A 22,401-nucleotide genomic window follows, 5' to 3' on the forward strand; every position below is an offset into this window, starting at 1 on the left:
GGGTTAGTAGTTAGTAGTTAGTAGTTAATTGCCAATTTTCCACTATCTACTAACCACTATCCACTATCTATCCCCATTCTTCATTAACTTCTGCTTCTGCTTGTATTAAACTTTCTCGTAATTTATTCCAATCCACACTCGAAGCGCTCTGATTTGATAATAAACGTCCTTGTGCTAGGTGTAACAACCGCGTGCAAAACATCTGAGCTATATCTAGTTGATGATTTACCATCAAAATAGTAGTTTTATGACTTTGAGCCAACTGGGTGAGGATGTGCATCACGCGGTAAGCGGTACCTGCATCTAAAGCAGAAGTAGGCTCATCTAATAATAAAATTTGCGGTTGGATGATTAAAGCACGAGCGATCGCTACTAGCTGGCGTTGCCCAGCACTAAGTTGCACTTCTGTTCTTCCTAGCCAATCATCAGGAATGTGCAGTTGTTCTATCCAGTCACTTACTCTTTGCTGAATTGTCTGTTTGGGCAAACCGCGCAAAACAAGGGGATAAGCCAAAGCTTCTTTCACCGTCATTCCCAACAGCTTTGATTCTTGGGGTACAAGTGTAACTTGAGCGCGCAGCTGCAAAACAGGAATTTGATGATACTCTTGATTGTCTAGATATATTTTGCCGCTAGTTGGTTCACTCAGACGGTTAAGCAGGCGCAATAAGTGAGTTTTTCCAGCCCCTGAAGGCCCAACAATAGCAATGCGATCGCCCTCAGACACCTCAAAAGAAATATCTTGTAATATCGGATATCCTTGGGCATTACCCGATAATTTTGTATATAAATTAACTTGTTCTAACCGCAGTTTTGCTTTGAGGAGAGTTTCCAAATTCAGCCTTTACTAAGTGATTACTAATTTTAGATCTCTATAATCAGAACTAGTGAATACAGAAAATAGAAAAAATTATTCTGAGTTCTGAGTTCTTCTTAAAAAATCCGTTGCTTCATCTATTGCTAGACTTGAGCTTTAATGAATTTGCGTTAAGGCAGTGGAAATTGTCCAACCATCTACCAGCAACAAAAAGAGCGTAAATATTAATAAAATTAAATACATCCACGGTTGGGCTAAAGGGTAGACATCAGTTGTATCAATGCCTGTTTTTTCTTGCACCAGCTTTACCAACCGAGAAAAACCTGCCACGCGCATCGGCAGTAAATAAGCTTTCCCATCTTGAGCAAGGAAATAGTAAACTAGTCCCCCCTGCCCGGTAGTGCGGGGTTTTAACTGTTTTACCTCTGCCCAAGTTAACAACCAACCTTTACGAAAAAAACGTGGTACCCAGTTAGGATACGCTACTTGAATTCCTTGATCGTCTACAATCACACGTTCTGTTAATGCCGCATATAGCACAACTAAGCCAATACTGATTCCTAACCACAATAGTATTGGTGGTACAGGTGCATTTGTTACCTGAGCTAAAAAAGGTAAAGGTACTGTTAGTGCTACATATAAACTTAAAAGTGTTATCCGAATTAAAGGAGATAGGCGAAAAATTGCAGGTGAGGAATTAACTGAGTTAGCTGTCACGGCTCCATCACAATTCTTAACTTTAACTATATACTAGCTAGACGGTCATGTGATACATCACACGACGAGGAAATCAAAACTATCTTTCCTAGCCCCTAGTCCCTAGTCCCTAGCCCCTATTTTCAAGACAGGATTAAGCAAAGAGCGCTTCATAACCGGGGGACTTCCGGCAAGGATAGTTAAAATTTTAGGCGATCGCACTTTGTAAACCTCGTCATTTCATAACCAAGAATCGAGGTTGTAAATGCGATCGCTCCTTACATTTTTTGTTTAACAGAGCGATCGAGAATAGCTTGTTCAAGTTTGACCTGGTAAATCCAACGCAATCAACAAAGCTTGATTTAATAAAATCATTGCTTCATCACTAAGTATTCCACGTATATGCAAAAAGCGAGATTTGGATAATACTCGTACCTGATCTGCCATAGCGATAGAGTCGTTGGTTAATCCACCGTATGGGGCTTGAATTAACACCTGAGTGGGATAAACTCGCTTACCAGTTTGATAAGTAGTACAGGGAACAGCCAAAACTACGGGGCTATAAGCATTGATTGCATCTCGACTAACTATAATGACAGGACGAGTTCCCCCTTGTTCAGAACCTTCAATCGGTTCAAGTCGAGCATCATAGACTTCTCCCCGCTTCATGCTGGAGATTCTTCCAATTGTAAGGCTTCCCAACTCGCTACGGCGAACTCAGCCTCCATCTGTAGCACTTGGGCTTGATATTCTGGATCTTGTGCCATTTCAGCCAGTGCTGCATCAATTTCTGCTCGTCTGAGTGCTTCAAGCTCGTGTATAAGTGCCTGTGCTACAAATTCATTGCGATTCTTAGCTTTTCCTTGACTGACTGCCTTGTCAGCAGCAGCTAAAAGTTCCGCAGGTAGAGTTATCGTCGTGCGGACAGTCTGATTTTTCATAATTATTTTGATGCTTAAACTGATGTAAATAAAAGCATCAATTTAAGCATAACTTAAAATGCTCGGTAGTGTGAGCATTTACTAGGCAGGACAAAAGCTAAAAGTTAGGCGATCGCACTTTGTAAACCTCGTCATTTCATAACCAAAAATCGAGGTTGTAAATGCGATCGCTCTTTTTCTCATTTACCAATAACTAATTGCTCTTGACTATTAAGGCAAATACTTTTGTACCACAATCCAACCAGTGAGTGAAACCCAAGCAAAGGCAAAGAATAGGGCAATATTAGCACCGATATGAATGCGCCTTGCCCAAGGTTTTCTCACACGAATTTGCATCGCACTGCCAGCAGACAGCAAAACTAACACCACACTGATTAACCCAGCCCAAAGGTGTGGCGAGTGTCCCAAAGAACCAAAGTGACCATAAGTGCCGATAATACCAATAAGTAGCAAAAGCAGCACTAAACTAACCATGCAAAAGCCGATAATGTAGTGGAGAGAGCGTAACCAGTCAGGTTCACCTTGTTGTAAAGTTCTAGCACGAAACATCCAAATACCCATACTCGCTAGTAGCACATAGGCTAGTAGCGATAAACCCATCGACCACGCTGCGATTCTCCACAACCACAAAAAAGAGGGTAGATTCAAGATAATTAATCCAAATATATGCTTAGTATATTAGGCTTAGTTTATTTCCTTGTAGGGAAATAATACCTCTGACTGTGTGGGTATTTTTCAGTTTCGTACTAAATTTTGTACTAAATAAAAAAGGGTTGCATAAGTTAGCAACCCTAAAATTCAGTTATTTTTTTTCTAATCAATGGATGCAAAACCAGCAATAGTTAAGGGTTTTGTTGTATCTCCAGTTTTTGTCTTAATTGAGTGTACAATTGGTTTTTTATTGATAGGGTCTTCTAGTTTTTCAGAGTTTGTTTCTAATTCATAACTGCTAATTTCATTGATAGCAAGGCGATCGCACGGAATTTTATCCGACAAAATTGCACTAGCCATCATGCCTGTATGAATCTCAAGTTGAGCTTCGCTTGGTGCTTCAAACACTAGTCTTTGTCCGGGGAAAACAACCCTTTCAAAGTACCAGTTAGGAATATTTGAGATGCGAGCCACCTGGATTTTACTCGTGGCATTAACGTAGCAGCAGAGAATATTTCTCGATTGCTCCGGTGGTAAGGGATCTAATATTTGAGCCATAACTGCTGAGGAGCTTTACGCCACAATTTTATCTTACATAAGCCAAGCTAGCACCGGCTGATCCCCACCTGCTGTAACCCCGACTACCAACTGCAATTTTCTATATTATTTCTATCTACAGATAGGGTCGGGTTATGAAATTTTTGTAAAAATTTATGCCTTTTACGCAATTATACATTATAGATGCAAAATTTTTTATAGTTGCAGGTAAACCCCTAAGCTGACAATACCTTGCAATTAACTAGAAACTCAGAGAATCCAGTCATTTTAATTACTCTTGTTGAATCCTGAGGATTTATTTTTGTGTCTTCTTCCTCACGACCTAATTGGTAGTAACGATCCCTGTAAGAATAAGGTCGATGTTATGGTAAAAGTATAAGCTTGCTAATTTCATAAAATCTTATTGATGCTTTGCATTGTAAATGCATAGCAAATTTGTCCATTTTCACCGTTATCTACAGCGAAAATAATTAGCTCCATACTCGTCTTGAATGTCAAGTACGATTGTGATAGGGCAATAAAAACCAAAACTAATTTTCAAACCAGATTTTCCCTAAGTAAAGGCAAGATGGAAGTTAAAGCATCCTTAATGGAAAACCGAATTCTCTACGTTCGCCTTCCGTGTAACCCCATCTTTCCTATTGGGGTTGTCTATCTTAGCGATCACGTTCACAAACTGTTTCCCAATATTGAACAGCGTATCTTTGATTTAGGAACAGTCCCACCTTTAGATTATGCTCAAGCCTTAGATCGCTGTATTGATGAATTTAAGCCGACACTATTAGTGTTTTCTTGGCGGGATATCCAGATATATGCCCCCGTGGGCGGGCGTGGTGGTAACCCATTGCAGTATACTTTTGAATTTTTCTATTCCCGCAACCCATTTCTCAAGCTACGGGGAGCTATTGGTTTGCTGCGGATTGCATCAGTATATTACGGCGAACTGTGGCGGAATCTGGGCTTAGTGAAGCGGGGTATCAAACGCGCGAAACGTTATAACTCCAATGCTCGCATTATTGTTGGTGGAGGTGCTGTCAGCGTCTTTTATGAACAGTTAGGTAAAAGCTTGCCTAAGGGAACAATTGTTTCCGTTGGCGAAGGGGAAACCCTGCTAACAAAACTATTGAGCGGGCAAGAATTTCGGGATGAAAGGTGTTATGTCGTTGGGGAAGACAAACCACGCGATCGCCTAATTCACGAACAACCTACACCGTTAGAGAAAACTGCTTGTAACTACGACTATATCGAAACCATCTGGCCAGAGTTCAAATATTATCTACAAGATGGAGACTTCTATATTGGCGTACAAACTAAACGTGGTTGTCCCCATAATTGCTGTTATTGCGTCTACACAGTTGTAGAAGGTAAGCAGGTACGCATCAACCCCGCCGATGAAGTCGTCGCCGAAATGCAACAATTATACGATCGCGGTGTTCGCAATTTCTGGTTTACCGATGCGCAATTCATCCCTGCTCGAAGATTTATCGACGACACCATAGAACTCTTACAAAAAATCGTCGATTCTGGGATGAAAGATATTCACTGGGCAGCATACATCAGGGCAGATAACCTTACGCCTCAATTGTGTGACTTGATGGTGAAAACCGGCATGAACTATTTTGAAATCGGTATCACTAGCGGCTCGCAAGAACTGGTACGAAAAATGCGGATGGGATACAATCTCCGCACTGTCTTGCAAAACTGTCGGGATTTAAAAGCAGCTGGTTTTAACGACTTAGTTTCTGTCAACTACTCCTTTAACGTCATTGACGAGCGCCCAGAAACTATTCGCCAAACAATTGCCTACCACCGTGAACTCGAACGTATTTTTGGTGCCGATAAAGTTGAACCTGCCATCTTCTTTATCGGGCTGCAACCCCACACCCATTTAGAAGAATACGCCCTCAAAGAAGGTATTCTCAAACCAGGGTACGATCCAATGAATATTACACCCTGGACTGTCCAAAAAATGTTGTGGAACCCCGAACCACTTGGTTCCTTCTTTGGAGAGGTATGCTTGCAAGCTTGGCGGCAAAATCCCAATGACTTCGGACGGGAAGTCATGAACATCCTAGAAGAAAGACTGGGTTGTGCCAACTTAGAAGCGGCGCTATCTGCGCCGATTGAGGTTCAACAGAAGCAGTTAGCAACTATTTCTTGATGGATGGACACAGAGCGATCGCGCCATTGGGATAATTTCTTTTATGAATTATCCGTGCGATCGCCCATCCTTTGCTATGTGAATTATGACTACAAACTTTAGCACTCACTTCTCACTGATTAGCTGAAGGCGTATTGATTAAATAGCGTAATTAATCACTCAAACAGTAAACTAAAGAGTCATAAGCAAAAATTTAAAATTCTTTCTTCTCTTTGCGTACTTTGCGTCCTTTGTGGTTCGTTTAACCAAACCCATGTTACAAGGCTCTCTACTCCAACAGATGGAACTTGCCCATCGCAATACCAAAAGACCAATTCGATTCGGTGTATACTACAAAAATACTCTGGTCGCTCTGTGTCATGCTCTAGAAGACCAAATATTGCAAGATGTCACATCTCCCTTAATGATAACTGCCTTTCAACAAGGGAAATGGTACCTGCAAGAAGCAGAAAGATATGCAGATATTGCTAAAAAATCCCGCCAAATAGCTATCATGGCATCACCTGATAGTGTTTGGGCAGAGCACTCTACCAGCCAGCTACCCAATGTCAACTTAATTGCACTAGATCCTGCCGATCCAGTTGCACAGGAATGGCACTTAATTATTCTGTCACCTCAATACACAGCTATGGTAATTTGTCAAGAATTATCAGAAGCTGATTATGGGGCTTCTGGAATACCTGCATCGGATTTAGAACGAAAATTTTATGGCTTGTGGACATTTGAGCCAGAGCTAGTTCAAGAGACAGCCCAATTGGCGATCGCTCACATCCAGCGCTACAATCCCCAGGTGGCAGCACAGCTTACTACCGCTCAAAAAGCCATTCAGCCAAATCTTGCCACACCAGAATTTTTAGGTACGGTAGTTTCCCGTGTAGTAGATTACCTCCAATCTGGGCAATTGAATATATCTGTCTCCACAACAGCACGACATCAAGCCTTAGACAATAACCTAGTTTCTAACGAAATCCAAGCATTTTTACGGATGGCACAAATAATTGATGCTGCTGATATAGCAAATCCAATGGCAGCAGCAGAAGTTGTGGTGCTCTCAGAAACGATGGGGCAGCTTTTAGATCTTCCTGCATGGCAAATTAAAAGATTGCGCCTTGCTGGCTTGTTACATCGGATCGATCCATTACAAAGGGCAGAAAGCATACTAACTCCTACAGCATCTACTCAATACCGTGAAGATGCACCCAGTTGTCCCTTGACTTGCCCTTTAATACCAGGAGCGCAAGTACTGCGAACCATGCCAAGATTGCGGGCGATCGCACAAATTATCACTCACCAAAGCGAGTGGTGGGATGGTACAGGAGAACCAGCAGGATTAGCTGGTGATGAAATTCCTCTCGAATCAAGAATTTTATCGCTAGCCGCCGATTTTCAGTGGCGAGTCAATCAGAAAAAAAACTCCCAATTAAGTCGAGAAGAGATATTTTCTCAAGCTTTGGAAGAATGCAGACAACAACATTCGCATCGCTTCGATCCTAAGTTGGTAGATACCCTAGCACTTTTGGTTATGGGTTTACAGCAGGGGCTAGAATTACCTCAAATTACACCAAAGGTTAGCAGTGGTATGTGGCTGCTTGATCGCAGACTAGATAGCGAAAGCAAGACTAATATAGATATAAATCAAAACTTGCCTGCAAGATAATAAGTAGTCGTGCAAAATAAATTATCTAGTCAGGCAAGGGAACAGAGAGAACTCTGTAGACGCTTCTGCAGCTTTCCATAGGGTGCGGAGGAAACCTTAACGGGGAACAGGGAAAGAATATAGCGATTTTAGTCGTGTTGAAAAATGGCTAAATATTTATGTGTAGGTTCTTAATTCTTGTATTTTTATCTTCATCGTGTTCTTTGTGCTTATTGTAAAGGAAACTGTTCTGTAGATGTCTACGTGGTTAAATAAATTTTTAAAGAACCCAAGATACACAAAGAATGCAAAAAGGATTCATTATAAATTTTATGAATATAGAAGCGATCAAATCAGGGAAACTCAAACACTTACCAGGGACAGATTTAGAAGACGAAGATTTATCAAATCTTGATTTAAAACACATTAATTTTGCAGGTGCTACCCTTGTAGGCACTAACTTTGCTGGTTCCAAACTCGAAGGAGGACATTTAGAAGGTGCTAATTTGATGGGAGCGAACCTGCAAACAACCGATTTACGGGCAAATTTGATGGGAGCAAATTTGATGCAAGCAGATTTAACAGGTGCTGACTTGCGGGGTAGTAATTTGCGGGGTGCTAATTTAATGGGAGCAAAACTAAGTGAAGTATCGCTTGCTGGAGCTTTCTTGAGTGGTGCCAACTTGATGAATGTCAATTTGCAGGGTGTTGACTTTCGGGCTGCTGATTTACGTGGTGCAAACTTGGCTGGAGCAAATCTCAAAGGCGCAGACTTGAGTGGCGCAGATTTACAAGGAGCTTTATTGAGCGAAGCTAACTTAGAAGAAGCTGATTTGCGGGGAGCGAATCTGGGGGGCGCGAATTTGACAGGTGCAAATTTACTCTGTGCAGAGTTAGAAAATGTAAATTTAAATGGAGTAAATTTGGAGAAAGCGTGTCTAATTGGCACGCTAGCTGAGAAATAAACCAAGTATCGGAGTTTAGGAAGTAACTGAGATTGACACTCTTACCACCAAAGCAAAGGTATAACTATTTCAACGACTCTTTTCAACTGCACAGATGAGTGCGGTTCTTCCGTGCAGTCAGTAAACGCCGAACAATCTCAAGGCGATCGCCCCCAACAGTACGCTTGAGACTAATATGATGATTTTACCCATTGGTATAGTTACTTCCCACTCATCATGAGCATTAACAATAACGTTAACTTTGTCATTCCACCACAGTTTGATTCAGTTTTAGGCTTTTGTGAAGGGCTGGCATTGGTAAAGGTAGTTGATAAGTGGGGTTACATAAACAAAAGTAGTCAATTTGTGATTGAACCACAATTTGATTATTTGGCGCTTGCTCCGACTTATTCTGAAGGGCGAGCATGGGTGGTTGTTGAAAGCAAGGTTGGCTATTTCGATACAAGTGGTCAAGTTATTATTGAACCTAAGTTTGATGATGCTGGCGACTTTTCTGAAGGATTGGCTCCTGTCATAATTGACAATAGAAGTGGTTATATTGACAAGACTGCTCAGGTAGTTATTGAACTTGAAGTTGATTGGGCAGGAGAATTTCACGAAGGATTAGCATTGATAGATATTGGTAAAGAAAATGCCTTATCAGGCTATATTGATAAGACTGGTCAGGTAGTTATTCAACCACAATTTTATAGACCTCGGAACTTTAAGGAAGGTCTAGCATTGGTAAAAATTGATGATAAGTATGGCTATATAGATAAAAGTGGTCAGTTAATAATTCAACCACAATTTGACGATGCTGGGGACTTTACTGAAGGATTGGCATATGTCAAAATTGACGACTACTACGGCTATATAAATAAGAGCGGTCAGTTGACAATTCAGCCACAATTTGACGATGCTGGTGACTTTTCTCAAGGATTGGCAGTATTCTGGAGTCACCGGAGTGACAACAAGTACGGCTATATTAGCAAGAGCGGCGAGGTAGTAATTCAGCCACAATTTGATTACGCCGATCAATTTCAAGAAGGTTTAGCAGCAGTAGCAATTGGCGATAAGTGCGGTTATATTTGCCATCCTTAGAATCTATCAAATCAAAGACGCGATCGCTCACCTCTCCCCCGCATCCACAATACCAAAACTCCCATAAACACCAACCCCATCACCCCAGCTAAGGGATTATTATTCACACCCGTCACCCAATCGGGAACTCGCCCAGAATATTTCACCAACTGTCCGACGTTGATAATATACCAACCCCAAACCAACCCTGCATGTATACCAATTGGGAAGCCCAATCTTCCCTGACAACGGCGCTTTGCCCATACCAGTGCTAACCCTAAAAGTAATAACCCAAAAAATTGGGGCGATGTGCGAATTACTTCTGACAGGGGTTTAATAAAGTGAGCGACAGCAAAAATCGTCGCAGTTGCCCACAGTACTACTGAAGGGTTGTAATCGCGTTGCAGTTCATCATACATCCACCCCCGAAAAAATAATTCTTCGGCAAACGCTGTACCCAAAGCAGTAACTATCCCTTCTAAAACAAATCTCAATTGAAAAGAACTAGTTTGTTGCCACACTAACCAACCCAGCAATCCTTCTAAACTAAACAAAATCAAAATACTGACGAATCCAATTGCTAAACCTCTGAGCAGTTCTACTTTATTCTTACGCGTTAGTTCTAAGCCATAATGTTGGAATATCTTGGGTTGCTGATGGACATATTTGCCCCAAAACGGAAGCAAAATCAAAAACTCAATGGCTAGTGGCACCATTGTGAAGATAGTAACTAAATTAGGATTTTTTACCAGTAGATATATAGGTGCTGCGATGGGCAACCACAACAGCAACAAAGTCAAAATAAAGATACCCAGCCGAATTGGGAAAGGGCGCTGGGCTAGAGGAGTCAGGTTTATGTTCATGCAGTAATCAGCTACTCGCTAATCGTAAGTCATACCATTAGCAAATAGCAATTTACAATTATCAAGCAATATTTATTCTTCTGGTTCGATAGTGCTAGTCAAACCATGATTTTTCAAAGTTTCACAATAAAATTCCGCGTGTTCTTGAGCACAGGTAATGACTAAAGCGATGCCATTGGTATGAGCTTCCATCATAATACTGACAGCCTGGGGTTGAGTAAGGCTTGGCACTGTAGTCAATAAAACCTGCACCACATACTCCATAGAGTTGTAGTCATCGTTATGGAGCAAAACACGATACTGAGGCGCTAATTTACTGGATGTTGAACGCTTCTCTAGGGTTTCGAGTGACACGGCTCTTTGCTCTCTTGTGTTATTTACTACAACAAAAGTTTTTGTTCAGAGGTTGTTTGATATTTTCTTAACTATTGTATAGCACTGAGATTGAATATTCGAGTAGGACAATGACTGCAATTACTAGTTGAATCGCCACAACTCCACGATCACTTGGCTATGGTATGCTTATGTTTTGATTTTACTGCCTTTGCTCGTCAAGTATTGTCACTACAAGTGAGTTATGTTTAGCTTTTAAAATAAGAAAGTAGCAACTAACAGTGGTTGCCACCAAAGACAGCCCTGTGATTGATTATGGAGATTGTCTCAGACTTTCAACCAGGACAAATAGTTTATCTAGAGCATGGCGATCGCAGGCTCTATGCAGAAGTGATTCAAGTTGTGCTTTCCCGTCAGTTATGTTGGGTACGTCCTTTGCTACTAGTCGCCTGCTCTTCGGAACCCCACATAACAAACGATTTGCGAGAGGCATCAGATCTACTTTGGCCTTTAAATTTATTCCATCCTGCCTTGGACACGGAAGTAATTTCTATATTAAGTGAAGTATTAGCCAAAGAAGCCAAACCCGGAATAGACACAATTGCTAAACAGCAACTCAACCAATTTATTTATCAAGTTTGGTATGCCTATAAAAAGGATTAAGAAATTAAATAGCTAATTTTTCAAAAAAATACTAGCAGTCGTATCAATTTAGACGCCCACACTACCGTTAGTATGAGTTGTATTGCCTATATTGCCAATTTTTTTAGTTCAATGTAAGTAGCACTTGCTGAACTACGTACACTAAAAGGGTACTGGGTACTAGAGATTGGGTACTGGGATTTCTTAATTCCTAATACCTAGTCACCAGTCCCTAGTCCCTGTCTATTCCTGATGCCATCTACCACGCCACTTGCTACAACGGAGGGAACCTCCCGAAGTTCTGAGCCTCCTTGTGGAGGAGCTTCGCAAACGGCGGAAACCGCCGCACCCTGCACCGAAGCCGCAGAAGCGTCTACAGACTTCTCTCCGCAACGCAGTCGCTCCTCTGCCTTTTTAAGTCAGGTATTGTTGCCATTCCTTCAATTTCAGTAAACATCTTAGTTTCAAACTACGATCAGATACTAGGAACCAACTGAATTCGACCGGCATCCATTTCTGCCATTAATAATTCTAGAGCTTCGTAATCAACATCAGAAATGTAACCCATTGCCGTTAGTTCTGAGTTAATTTCACTTTCTATTTCAGGAGTTAATTTCTTAATAAAAAGGGCTTTTTCTACTAACTGACGAATAACGTACTTTGTTTTCATAAGTAACAATCCAAATAGTTTGTATAGTTATTATCCCAGCCAGACCTAAGTATAAATTGTGATTATACACTTAAATTCTGAGTGATCTAAATCACAGTTAGCCAGTGATTTTAGTCATAATTGCTTAAGACATTCACCAATACTAAAGTTTCAAGTCTAGAGATTTAATCTCGGTTTCCTGTTTTTATAGACAAGTTTGAGTAATAACCTATGCTAGGAATCATAGGCATAGCAAACTATTATTGAGCCAAATTTTTAATAAAAAGTATATTTAACTACAGTTTTTTGGGTAATTGTGACAATCTTTAAACAGAGACGTCAAAGCAATAAAGATTCGACTAAGAGACTTAATACGAATGGTCGATGTGGGAATAAAGAGTTTATGTTCAAATACATCTATCTTCACAATTTAGAAATTTTCATAGGATGTAACGATGCAAGCAGTACTTAAAAATCCACAAATAACAGTTATTCGCCCCCAAGGAAGTTTAAACGCTGCTAATGCTTTGGAATTTGAGCGAAACCTAACAACAGCATTGACCAAAAATAGCAATAGTTTCCTGCTAGTGGATTTAGAGCAAGTAGAGTCATTAGATAGTGCAGGCTTGATGGCATTGGTGTCAGCGCTCAAGCTAGCTCAAAGTTTAGGGCAACGCTTCAGTCTTTGCTCCCTTTCCCCATCCATTAGAATTATCTTTGAACTGACTCAACTGGATAGAGTATTTGAAATCTTGGAAAGTCAAGCGGTGTTGTAAGCCGCTTGTTTTATTAGAGCAGCACAGATTGCTTGTAGGCTAAATGTTAAGTTTGTTCGCCTCGAAGACTTTAGCACAAAGCAATCAGCGCTCTCGTCAGTCATAATAAATGCTAAGGTTGGAGGTGAATAGCAGTAATTTAAAATCGCTAGAAGAATAGCACAGTGGCTGTTGCAGTAGAAAAATTAATCACATCGGATGTACTCAAGCCAGCTCGTTACCTGGGTAACGAGCTTTTGGCAGTACACAAGCCGTGGCACATAGCAGTAATCCGTTGGGTGTTAACTTACCCAGAAGTATACGAAGTAGGGGCCTCTAATTTAGGGCATATCATTCTCTATAACATTTTGAATGCCCAACCACGCCAGTTATGCGATCGCGCTTATCTACCAGGACAAGATCTAGCAGCAAAACTACGGGCAACCGAGACGCTCTTATTCACTGTAGAATCAAAGCGATCGCTCACAGAGTTTGATATTTTAGGCTTTAGCCTCAGCTATGAGCTTGGTGCCACCAACATCCTAGAAATGTTGGATTTAGCTGGTATTCCCCTGACGTGGCGCGAACGATTAGCGGGAAATTATCCTCTAATTTTTGCAGGAGGACAAACGGCGACATCCAACCCTGAACCATACGCCGATTTCTTCGACTTTTTTGCCTTGGGTGATGGTGAAGAACTCCTACCGGAAATCGGTTTAGTTTTAGAAGAGGGCAAACAAGCCAGATTAAGTCGCCAAGAACTATTGCTCGACTTAGCCCAAATACCAGGTGTATACGTTCCTCAGTTTTACAACATGGCGGCAGACGGTTCGGTACATCCCATCCACCCAAATGTACCCAAACGTATTCTCCGCCGGGTTGCTACCCCAATGCCAGCTTACTCGATTGGGCTGGTTCCCCACGTTCAAACAGTACACGATCGCCTAACGATTGAAATTCGACGTGGTTGCACTCGCGGTTGCCGCTTCTGCCAACCAGGAATGTTAACACGTCCGGCGCGTGATGTAGAACCAGAACAAGTGGTGGCAGCAATTGAAAAGGGAATGCGGGAAACTGGATATAATGAGTTTTCTTTGTTGTCCCTGAGTTGTTCCGACTATTTATCTCTGCCAGCAGTGGGGGTAGAAATTAAAAATCGCCTGAAAAATGAAAATATTACTCTATCTCTACCCAGTCAACGGGTAGACAGATTTGATGAGAATATCGCCAATATCCTTGGTGGTATGCGCCAAGGTGGTTTAACTTTCGCCCCCGAAGCTGGCACCCAGCGAATGCGAGATATCGTTAATAAGGGTTTAACAAACGAAGAATTGCTGCGGGGCGTCAAAACAGCTTGGGAACAAGGTTGGGATAAGATAAAGTTATATTTTATGATCGGCTTGCCAGGTGAAACTGATGCCGATGTGCTGGGAATTGTAGAAACAGTGAGTTGGCTACAGCGTGAGTGCCGCTCCAAAGGTAGAAAAACCCTCGCTTTTAACTTGACAATTTCTAACTTTACACCCAAGCCTCATACACCCTTTCAATGGCACTCGGTTTCCACCACCGAGTTTAAGCGCAAGCAGCAACTGCTCAGGCAAGAATTTCGTCGCCTCAAGGGAGTGAAAGTAAATTTCACCGATGTCCGCATCTCAGCAATGGAAGATTTTATCGGTAGAGGCGATCGCACTCTCGCTCCAGTTTTGCGTCGTGCCTGGGAGTTGGGCGCAGGCATGGATTCTTGGTATGACAGCGTCGAACGAGCATACAATGCTTGGGGACAAGCTATTGCGGAAGCGGGATTAACTTGGAAATATCGCCAAGTTGAAAATGGTGAGTGGAATTTGTTTGGAGTAGAAGAAATTAGCGGAACAGATATAGATAAAGGAATAAGCAAAGTAGGAGAAGTTGAAGAAGACAAGTCTTCCCTATCTTCCCCCACTCCTTTACTCCCCCACTCCCTCGACAAACCCCTACCTTGGGATCACCTAGACACGGGAATCGATAAAAAATGGCTCAAAGAAGACTTAAAACGTGCCCTTGAAGCTGCTACTGTCCCAGATTGCTCTTTTGATGGTTGTTCTCACTGTGGCGTCTGCAGTACTGACTTTGGTCACAATATTGTAATACCGCCTCCCAAGATACCAGAATTTACTGGACATTTTGTACCAAATACTACAAAAGCCCAGAGACTGCGAGTATGGTTTGGCAAGCAGGGTGATATGGCTTTACTTAGCCACCTTGATTTAATACGCCTATTTGACCGCGCTATCCGACGTGTGGGATTGCCTATTGCTTTTACCGGCGGATATCATCCCACACCCCGCATTTCTGTGGCTTGGGCTTTACCTGTGGGAGCTACCAGTAGCGGTGAAATTGTCGATTTTGAGCTAACTCAATCTCTTGAGGTTGAGACTTTCCGAGAAAAATTGGCGCAGGCACTGCCAACCAATATCCCGATCTATCAGGTAGTACAGTTGGATTTAAAAGCTCCCGCCGCCACCCAAGTCTTAGATGCTGCCGAGTATTTGCTGACTGTAGACACCCAACCACCAGCAACACCCTCACAATGGCAAGACTGGATTGATACAATTGGGCAAAAAAACGAGATTTGGTCAGAACAAACAACAAAGTCAGGCAAAACTCAACTCATAAATCTGCGCGATCGCCTGTATGAACTCGAATTGATGCAATCAACTTCCAATTCCCCAGAGTCGGCAGCGATATTGCGTTATCTAGGGAGTTGTCGTCATGACGGCATACTGTTGCGTCCTGAACAAATTCTGCTTATGCTAGAGCAGGTAGCAGGTATAGAATTCCAACTGCTACACATTCACCGCAATCGTCTGGTTTTGCGGGATTAATCCTCTGAGGGTAATTTGCTAGGTTAATTACCCTTAGGTCATACATAATAGGAATTGATTTTTGACAAGGTTGCGTTAGAATGAGATGAAGAGAATTTTTCTGGCGCTGCATTGAGTTATCTGATTCACAACCCTGGTACTCAGGGTTTGAAAGCAAAGATTTCAGAGAGTAACATCTAGGATTTCATCCCAGACCAGCAGAGGCAAATTCAAGAACACTCTCTCTTGATAGAAGCTACCTTGTGAATCAGTAATTAATAACAAGCTACGTCGGCTTCTCTAAACTTTATGATTTTTAAAACAATGCTAAATGCCCAATTCCTAGAGGATGAAGGCGTTGGATCAGAAATTCACCACGGACGGGTGATTAAATTGCTTAAATAATATGCAGCCGTTGTGGAATAATCGGGCGTGTAAACGCAATTACGGTCTTAATAGCTCTTTAAGTTTGGGCTTACGTTCGCAATTTTTATTACCAGCAGCGCCTTTTTGGGCTTGCAGGGGTAACAGGAACAATCAATCCCCCAAGTCATTTTGTGCTGCCGATTTTTGAGGAAATTGAATGCCAAAACAAATTATTATCGCGGAGCAGCATCAAATAGCTGCAGTCTTTTCTGAAGATCAAATACAAGAACTTGTTGTAGCTACGGGACATCACCAAATTGGTGATATCTACTTAGGAGTAGTGGAAAATGTATTACCTGGTATAGACGCAGCTTTTGTAAATATTGGCGATCCAGAGCGCAACGGTTTTATTCATGTGACTGACTTAGGGCCTTTGCGACTAAGGCGCACAGCAGCAGCAATTACAGAATTGCTAGCACCACAGCAAAAAGTGTTAGTGCAAGTAATGAAAGAGCCAACAGGTACAAAAGGGCCGAGGCTCACAGGTAATATTACTTTACCCGGACGCTATGTAGTATTGATGCCTTATGGGCGGGGTGTAAATTTATCCCGTCGAATCAAAAATGAAAATGAACGCAATCGCCTGCGAGCATTGGCAATTTTGATCAAGCCAGCAGGAATGGGTTTGCTGGTGCGCACTGAAGCTGAAGGTAAGCCAGAAGAAGCAATTATTGAAGATTTAGAATCCCTACAGAAACAATGGGAACTGATTCAGCAGGAGGCACAATCAACTCGTGCCCCAGCACTGCTAAATCGAGACGATGATTTTATCCAGCGTGTACTGCGGGATATGTACGGCGCGGATGTGAACCGAATTGTTGTAGACTCCAGTACCGGCTTAAAGCGGGTGAAATTGTATTTGCAAAACTGGAGCGGCGGACAGGTACCACAAGGGTTGTTGATCGATCATCACCGCGATCGCACAGCAATTCTAGAATACTTCCGGATCAATGCCGCGATTAAAGAAGCGCTTAAACCCAGAGTCGATTTGCCTTCCGGTGGTTACATTATCATTCAGCCTACCGAAGCATTAACAGTCATAGATGTCAACTCCGGTTCGTTTACGCGATCGGCAACAGCCAGAGAAACAGTGTTGTGGACGAACTGCGAAGCAGCAACAGAAATTGCCCGCCAATTACGTTTGCGAAATATTGCTGGGGTAATTGTTGTTGATTTCATCGATATGGAATCGCGGCGCGATCAATTGCACGTTCTTGAACATTTCAATAAAGCTTTAAAAGCAGACAAAGCTCGTCCTCAGATTGCCCAGTTAACTGAATTGGGTTTGGTGGAGCTGACTCGTAAACGCCAAGGTCAAAATATTTACGAATTATTTAGCGAAACCTGTCCTACCTGTGGTGGCTTAGGGCATATCGTCCATCTGCCTGGAGAAACTGAAGGGCGATCGCTGATGCCAACACCACCAGTAGAACTACCAGAACGCTTTTCACCTACACCTGTCCCTACCAAAGAACCTCGTTTGCCATCTACCCGTCAGATTGAACCACGGGAAACCTACGATGGATTCTCAACAGAGGGATACGAGCAGGATAGCGACTTGACTGCCATCAATTTAGTTAATCATCCCAGCTATCAAGAAATTGGCGATAGCAAAAGGCGTCGCCGCCGTCGCTTGGGATTGAATGGAGGAAACGGCAAAGACGAACCGCGTATCCATAGCAACCCACTGGCATTAGTCAACGACTCAGACATGGATATTGATACCGAAGGTGAACTGGCAGAGGTTTCAGATATATCTCCAGCTAACCTTGGTAAATCAACTTGGGGTGAGAGAAGCGAGCGTACTAAAGTTTCTAGAGTCGAACTAGTTAAGCCAGTAGTAGAACCACCAGAGATTGTGTCTGTAGAAATGACACCAACAGAGCAAGATGTTTACGCTCTCATGGGAGTGTCTCCCTTAGTGAAGTTGAACAGAGAGGTGAAAAATCCCAAATCTGTAATTATTAACGTCACATTGCCCGGACAGGCTGCTACTTCCACCGAACCAACTCCAGAAGTAACTACTGCAACAACAAGCAGTACGGTAGTGACTTCAGATACTTCAGAAGAAGCAGAAGCATTACCTCAAACTCCAATAGAGGCATCTGCAGTTGCTGTAATGGCAGATGAAACTGAAGCAAACAGCGCAGATAATCGTCGTCGTCGCCGTCGTTCCCGTGCTGCTGAGGTAGATACGCCCACCTCAGAAACTTAAATTTATGGTTCCAATAGAGCCATCTGTTGCTTTTGGGGATTTACCTAAAACCCTAAAAGAAGAAATTTGGCTAGAGTTTTCCAGCTTTTCTGACATTCCTGGACACATAGCAGGCGTGGATGAAGTTGGAAGAGGGTGTTTGTTTGGGCCTGTAGTGGCAGCAGCCGTGATTTTGCCAAAGAGCGCTTTATCGGTACTAGTGGCAGCGGAAATTAAAGACAGTAAAAAGCTGTCTAGCTCACGCAGGCACAAGCTAGCTCAACAAATCCGTGATTTGGCAATAGATTGGAGAATTGGCTTTGCTTCTGTTGCTGAAATTGACCGGATAAATATTTTACAGGCAACACTTTTAGCGATGAAACGAGCTGTTTTGAAGCTGAAGGTGCAACCTACACTTTGCTTGATTGATGGCAATCAATTTATTCAAGATTTGGCACTACCGCAGCAAACAATAGTGAAGGGAGATGAGCGATCGCTCTGTATTGCTGCTGCGAGTATTTTGGCTAAAGTCTGGCGAGATGAACTAGTAATGCGCTTTGCTTCTAAGTATCCTATGTACGATTTGGAACGTAATAAGGGTTATGGAAGTAAAAAACATTTACTAGCACTGCAAAAATATGGGCCTTCACCCTTACATCGCCAGTCTTTTCGTCCTTGCCAAATTAAGATAGTTAATCGTGATACCAAATTGGTGCGCGAGAGTCTTGGTTCAAAATTCTGAAATAGTCTATAGATCAATGGTTTTAATCCAAAATCCAAAATTGTTATTACTCAGGATTTAAGATAGGTAATTCTGCAATTTCATCATTATTAGTGTGCTTCCCTTCTTGAATTTGCGAAATTACCCAAAGACGATAATCTGCTAGTAATTGATGTAATAATCGTTGCTTAATTGTCAACAGTACGCTCTTCAGTAAACCATTACCAGTTGCTTCTAAAATGGGTTTAGGAGTAAAGCAAAATGGTGGTGGTAGTTCCACCTGTACTTCTAAATCGGCTCTACCTCGTAAACGAGAACCACTACTCACCTGATATGGTGATAAATAACCTTGTAAATTCAGATCAAAGCGTTGATTAATATACTCAACACCAAGGATTTCACAACCTAGCGATCGCAAATAAATTGTATCATTTGATGCTGCCCAGACTTTCATGTCTACAGTAGGTTGAATGCTTAGTGACATGAAATTGAGAGGTCGCATTTTCAAGCGAAAAACTTCGTCTGCCAAAAGCTGAATCCGGCTAGAATCAGCCAAAGCATGAACAAGGCGTTGGGGTTGACGCAAGTAGTGCTGAATGGGAATAGGCTGTGGTGGGACAGTAATTTCTACCGATTGAGAGGCGGTAAACTGAATAGCCATGTGTTGATGAAAATAATTGTTTTATAATTCTATTATTTTTTAATTTATGGAATTTTGCTGTACAAAATTCAGGTTAAAGAGACTTAATTTACTTGTAAAACTATATTGATTTATAGTTATCCATTATTTGGAAAAAATATTTGTAAAAAAGTTAAGTTGTGATTCTGATAGCTAATATCAGTCAAATAAATATAAATTACATGGTGTAGGGTGTTGGGAGCAATTTTACGAATGCAACTTTGGATTAAAACTCACGGCTAAATAATAAACCCCATGACTCTATCGATAGCACATTTAGGGCCTCCTGGCACTTACGCAGAGCAAGCAGCTCTTTTATATGTTAATTGGCTAACCAAAATTAAGGGATTGGAAACTATCTTATGCCCTTATCCCAGTATCGCTCAAACACTGCGAGCAGTTGCTCAGGGAGCAGCTCAGTTAGCTGTTGTACCAGTGGAAAATTCCATTGAAGGTAGTGTAACTATGACTGTAGATACGCTCTGGCAACTAGATACTTTACAAATTCAGTTGGCTTTAGTCATGCCAATAGTTCATACACTAATTTCCTGTGCTCAGAGCGTAAAAACTATTAAAACTGTTTATTCTCATCCGCAAGCTTTGGCACAGTGTCAAGGATGGTTGGAACGATTTCTCCCGTCTGTACAGCTAATTCCTACTAATTCCACGACTGAACCATTGCAAAGACTAGAGCAGGAAATAACAGCAGGGGTGATTTCATCCCAAAGAGCTGCACAACTCTACAATTTACCAATCCTAGTCAACGGCATTAATGATTATCCCGAAAATTGTACTCGCTTTTGGGTAGTAAGTCAGGATAATCTCTCAGTTGGCAACCAACCATCTGTGACAAAAAACAGTCACACTTCGCTTGCATTCAGCGTACCTGCAAATGTACCTGGAGCATTAGTCAAACCGCTACAAATCTTTGCTCGACTTGGCATTAACCTCAGTCGGATTGAATCTCGTCCAACGAAGCGATCGCTAGGGGAATATTTATTTTTCATTGATGTAGAAGCAGATGCTCGTGAAGCCCAAATGCAATCTGCTTTGCAACAACTCACTGCTTACACAGAAATATTAAAAATTTTTGGCAGCTACAATGTTTTGCCAATTAGCGCTCTTGAAGAAGGAATTAGTAGTTAGTGGATAGTAGATAGTAGTTGTAACCTACTAACTACTAAATACTGTACGGGCGGGTTTAAAAGATAAATTGTCGGTTCGAACCCAAAGTTAATCAACAAAACCCGCACGGCAGTCGCACTCGACGCGCTTAACCCGACGCCAGTTGACGCCAGGTGCTACAAGTCGGCAGAGCGCAAGGGCGCACTGGCTCCGCAACGCGCTGCCTCCCCTACTAACAATTTCATAACTTCTGATTAAAAGTGTCTTTGAGAACGGTACGAGCTGCCAAATGATTGCGTGTGGAAGTCAAAATTTCTGCTTCTCGTTCCAAGCGAGCAACCGTGTCTTGCATTTCTAACAATGCCTGTTGCTCAGAAGCAACACCATAGAGGTTGCTTGCTACCCAATAAGACAATTCTAAAGGCAGATCGGGTAAATCTTCTGGCAGTTCAATATTTTGTTCAGTTAGTTTGGCTGATAGACGCACAACATCTTGGAGTAGTTGCTCTACCTCAGTAGCTAAAGGGCGCAAATCTTTTGTTGGTGGATGATCTTCAATCCACTCTACTAAGCCGACATAGTAAGGTTTTTCGCGAACGTATTCTAGAACGCGAAACCTTTGCTGCCCCAAAGTTAACATTTTCATCCGGTCATCTGGTAACCGTTGATAATGAACGATTTCTGCACAGCAGCCGACATTAGCAACTGTACCTTTAGCTGGATCGACCATTAATACCCCAAACCTGCGATCGCTCTCCAAAATCGTATTCATCATGATTCGATATCGGAATTCAAAGATATGCAGGGGTAACGGTCTTGTAGGGAACAAAACTACTTCTGATAGTGGGAACAGAGGTAGTTCACGAACGGCAATTTTAGAAGAAGACGTCATTGTTACCTTAGTATAAATTTAATCTTTGATAATATTTATAATTTTGTACTATTTTCTGTCTTTGCCGCGCCTTCTCTACATTCTACCATTGGTTTTACAGCTAAAGAAAAAGCCCTGAAAGATATCTCTTTCGGGGCAGGTAAATATTCACACTAAGCAGTGCTGTTAACCACTAATATTTAAAGCTTCACTTCAATATCCACACCTGAGGGTAGATCCAGTTTCATCAAGGCATCAATGGTTTTAGAAGAAGGCTGATAAATGTCGATAATGCGGCGATGAGTACGGGTTTCAAAGTGTTCTCGCGAATCCTTATCCACGTGAGGCGATCGCAAAACACAGTAAATCCGGCGCTTTGTAGGTAAGGGAATTGGGCCGATCGCTGTAGCATTGGTACGGTTTGCTGTATCTACAATCTTCTCGCAAGATGTATCTAGTAAGCGGCGATCAAAAGCCTGTAAACGAATTCTAATTTTTTGCTGCTGTAAGGTTGCCATGTTCAATTGTCCTGGTTCTGATTGATATTTACAAGGGGTTAGGGGTAAAAGGCTGATTTCACACTTAACATAGACGCACATAGTAGCGCGGCTTTCTTGGAGGTAGACAAAACTTTGATAGAAAGCCGCGATCGTAGTCGCTAGGACTAAAAGGGTATTTAAAATGGGGATTTGGTGTTAGCAGTACTATAAAGCCACAACTTTCATCCCTAATCCCTAGTTTTTAGTCTCTCTGGTAAGAGGGAAGTTAAAAAAGCAGAGAGGTATTATACCATCTCTGCTCCTTTTTAATTAAGCT

General features: G+C 42.0%; 23 protein-coding genes. 11 read left to right on the forward strand and 12 right to left on the reverse strand.

Translation table 11 applies throughout. The annotated features are described in order from the left end of the window. Positions 1-67: 67 nt before the first annotated feature. The 6 genes from UYC_RS0116585 to UYC_RS0116610 form a co-directional block, all read right to left on the reverse strand. Complete coding sequence (locus tag UYC_RS0116585) at positions 68-835, reverse strand: ABC transporter ATP-binding protein (RefSeq protein WP_016872481.1); 768 nt, start codon at positions 833-835, stop codon at positions 68-70. 138 nt (positions 836-973) lie between these two features. Beyond that, positions 974-1,534 (reverse strand): hypothetical protein, encoded by a 561-nt coding sequence (locus UYC_RS0116590; RefSeq protein WP_016872480.1) that lies wholly within the window; start codon positions 1,532-1,534, stop codon positions 974-976. 297 nt (positions 1,535-1,831) lie between these two features. Continuing rightward, positions 1,832-2,182, reverse strand: a complete 351-nt coding sequence (locus tag UYC_RS0116595) for a type II toxin-antitoxin system PemK/MazF family toxin (RefSeq protein WP_016872479.1) — start codon at positions 2,180-2,182, stop codon at positions 1,832-1,834. Continuing rightward, positions 2,179-2,454: a ribbon-helix-helix domain-containing protein gene (locus UYC_RS0116600; RefSeq protein WP_016872478.1), complete on the reverse strand. Its 276-nt coding sequence runs from the start codon at positions 2,452-2,454 to the stop codon at positions 2,179-2,181. The genes UYC_RS0116595 and UYC_RS0116600 overlap by 4 nt, the downstream gene beginning before the upstream one ends. A 210-nt stretch (positions 2,455-2,664) precedes the next feature. Beyond that, positions 2,665-3,102, reverse strand: a complete 438-nt coding sequence (locus UYC_RS0116605; RefSeq protein WP_071588404.1) for a DUF4079 domain-containing protein — start codon at positions 3,100-3,102, stop codon at positions 2,665-2,667. 165 nt (positions 3,103-3,267) lie between these two features. Continuing rightward, a complete protein-coding gene (locus UYC_RS0116610; protein ID WP_016872476.1) occupies positions 3,268-3,663 on the reverse strand; it encodes a DUF1830 domain-containing protein in 396 nt (131 codons plus the stop codon). 568 nt (positions 3,664-4,231) lie between these two features. Between UYC_RS0116610 and UYC_RS0116620 the strand changes: the two genes are divergently transcribed. The 4 genes from UYC_RS0116620 (at position 4,232) to UYC_RS0116635 (ending at position 9,505) form a co-directional block, all read left to right on the forward strand. Beyond that, positions 4,232-5,824, forward strand: coding sequence for a photosystem II high light acclimation radical SAM protein (locus UYC_RS0116620; RefSeq protein ID WP_016872474.1), 1,593 nt, complete (start codon positions 4,232-4,234; stop codon positions 5,822-5,824). 253 nt (positions 5,825-6,077) lie between these two features. Next, on the forward strand, positions 6,078-7,481 hold the full coding sequence (locus UYC_RS0116625) for a DICT sensory domain-containing protein (RefSeq protein WP_016872473.1): 1,404 nt from the start codon (positions 6,078-6,080) through the stop codon (positions 7,479-7,481). 311 nt (positions 7,482-7,792) lie between these two features. Then, complete coding sequence (locus UYC_RS0116630; RefSeq protein ID WP_016872472.1) at positions 7,793-8,425, forward strand: pentapeptide repeat-containing protein; 633 nt, start codon at positions 7,793-7,795, stop codon at positions 8,423-8,425. Positions 8,426-8,641: 216 nt separating this feature from the next. Further along, the gene (locus UYC_RS0116635; RefSeq protein WP_016872471.1) at positions 8,642-9,505 is read left to right on the forward strand and encodes a WG repeat-containing protein; all 864 of its coding nucleotides are present in this window, start codon (positions 8,642-8,644) and stop codon (positions 9,503-9,505) included. Between the two features lie 11 nt (positions 9,506-9,516). Here UYC_RS0116635 and UYC_RS0116640 read toward each other — a convergent pair whose 3' ends face one another. Beyond that, on the reverse strand, positions 9,517-10,347 hold the full coding sequence (locus UYC_RS0116640) for a CPBP family intramembrane glutamic endopeptidase (protein WP_016872470.1): 831 nt from the start codon (positions 10,345-10,347) through the stop codon (positions 9,517-9,519). A 72-nt stretch (positions 10,348-10,419) separates the two neighbouring features. Next, a complete protein-coding gene (clpS, locus tag UYC_RS0116645; RefSeq protein ID WP_016879578.1) occupies positions 10,420-10,701 on the reverse strand; it encodes an ATP-dependent Clp protease adapter ClpS in 282 nt (93 codons plus the stop codon). Between the two features lie 294 nt (positions 10,702-10,995). Between clpS and UYC_RS0116650 the strand changes: the two genes are divergently transcribed. Next, a complete protein-coding gene (locus UYC_RS0116650; RefSeq protein WP_016872468.1) occupies positions 10,996-11,343 on the forward strand; it encodes a hypothetical protein in 348 nt (115 codons plus the stop codon). A gap of 231 nt (positions 11,344-11,574) precedes the next feature. Continuing rightward, entirely contained in the window at positions 11,575-11,775 is a 201-nt protein-coding gene (locus tag UYC_RS37870; RefSeq protein WP_127011289.1) for a hypothetical protein, read from the forward strand. A gap of 22 nt (positions 11,776-11,797) precedes the next feature. Here UYC_RS37870 and UYC_RS0116655 read toward each other — a convergent pair whose 3' ends face one another. Beyond that, positions 11,798-11,992 carry a hypothetical protein gene (locus UYC_RS0116655; protein WP_016872467.1) on the reverse strand — a complete coding sequence of 65 codons (195 nt, stop codon included), beginning with the start codon at positions 11,990-11,992 and terminating at the stop codon, positions 11,798-11,800. 434 nt (positions 11,993-12,426) lie between these two features. Between UYC_RS0116655 and UYC_RS0116660 the strand changes: the two genes are divergently transcribed. The 4 genes from UYC_RS0116660 to UYC_RS0116675 all read left to right on the forward strand — a co-directional run bounded on the left by UYC_RS0116660 (position 12,427) and on the right by UYC_RS0116675 (position 18,931). After that, positions 12,427-12,747: an STAS domain-containing protein gene (locus UYC_RS0116660; RefSeq protein WP_016872466.1), complete on the forward strand. Its 321-nt coding sequence runs from the start codon at positions 12,427-12,429 to the stop codon at positions 12,745-12,747. A 164-nt stretch (positions 12,748-12,911) separates the two neighbouring features. Then, entirely contained in the window at positions 12,912-15,590 is a 2,679-nt protein-coding gene (locus tag UYC_RS0116665; RefSeq protein ID WP_016872465.1) for a TIGR03960 family B12-binding radical SAM protein, read from the forward strand. A gap of 562 nt (positions 15,591-16,152) precedes the next feature. Continuing rightward, positions 16,153-18,210, forward strand: coding sequence for a ribonuclease E (gene rne, locus UYC_RS0116670; protein ID WP_016872464.1), 2,058 nt, complete (start codon positions 16,153-16,155; stop codon positions 18,208-18,210). A 4-nt stretch (positions 18,211-18,214) separates the two neighbouring features. After that, a complete protein-coding gene (locus UYC_RS0116675; protein ID WP_016872463.1) occupies positions 18,215-18,931 on the forward strand; it encodes a ribonuclease HII in 717 nt (238 codons plus the stop codon). Between the two features lie 46 nt (positions 18,932-18,977). On the opposite strand, the gene UYC_RS0116680 is transcribed toward UYC_RS0116675, so the two are convergent. Then, positions 18,978-19,571: a DUF1997 domain-containing protein gene (locus tag UYC_RS0116680; protein WP_016872462.1), complete on the reverse strand. Its 594-nt coding sequence runs from the start codon at positions 19,569-19,571 to the stop codon at positions 18,978-18,980. Between the two features lie 273 nt (positions 19,572-19,844). On the opposite strand from UYC_RS0116680, the gene pheA reads away from it, so the two are divergent. Continuing rightward, on the forward strand, positions 19,845-20,735 hold the full coding sequence (gene pheA / locus UYC_RS0116685; RefSeq protein ID WP_016872461.1) for a prephenate dehydratase: 891 nt from the start codon (positions 19,845-19,847) through the stop codon (positions 20,733-20,735). 220 nt (positions 20,736-20,955) lie between these two features. On the opposite strand, the gene UYC_RS0116690 is transcribed toward pheA, so the two are convergent. Both UYC_RS0116690 and rpsJ read right to left on the reverse strand, forming a co-directional pair. Continuing rightward, complete coding sequence (locus tag UYC_RS0116690) at positions 20,956-21,606, reverse strand: LON peptidase substrate-binding domain-containing protein (RefSeq protein ID WP_026087299.1); 651 nt, start codon at positions 21,604-21,606, stop codon at positions 20,956-20,958. A 179-nt stretch (positions 21,607-21,785) separates the two neighbouring features. Further along, positions 21,786-22,103, reverse strand: a complete 318-nt coding sequence (gene rpsJ, locus UYC_RS0116695) for a 30S ribosomal protein S10 (RefSeq protein ID WP_008232935.1) — start codon at positions 22,101-22,103, stop codon at positions 21,786-21,788. Positions 22,104-22,401 lie beyond the last annotated feature (298 nt).

This window comes from Chlorogloeopsis fritschii PCC 6912, from assembly GCF_000317285.1.
Lineage (GTDB): Bacteria > Cyanobacteriota > Cyanobacteriia > Cyanobacteriales > Nostocaceae > Chlorogloeopsis > Chlorogloeopsis fritschii.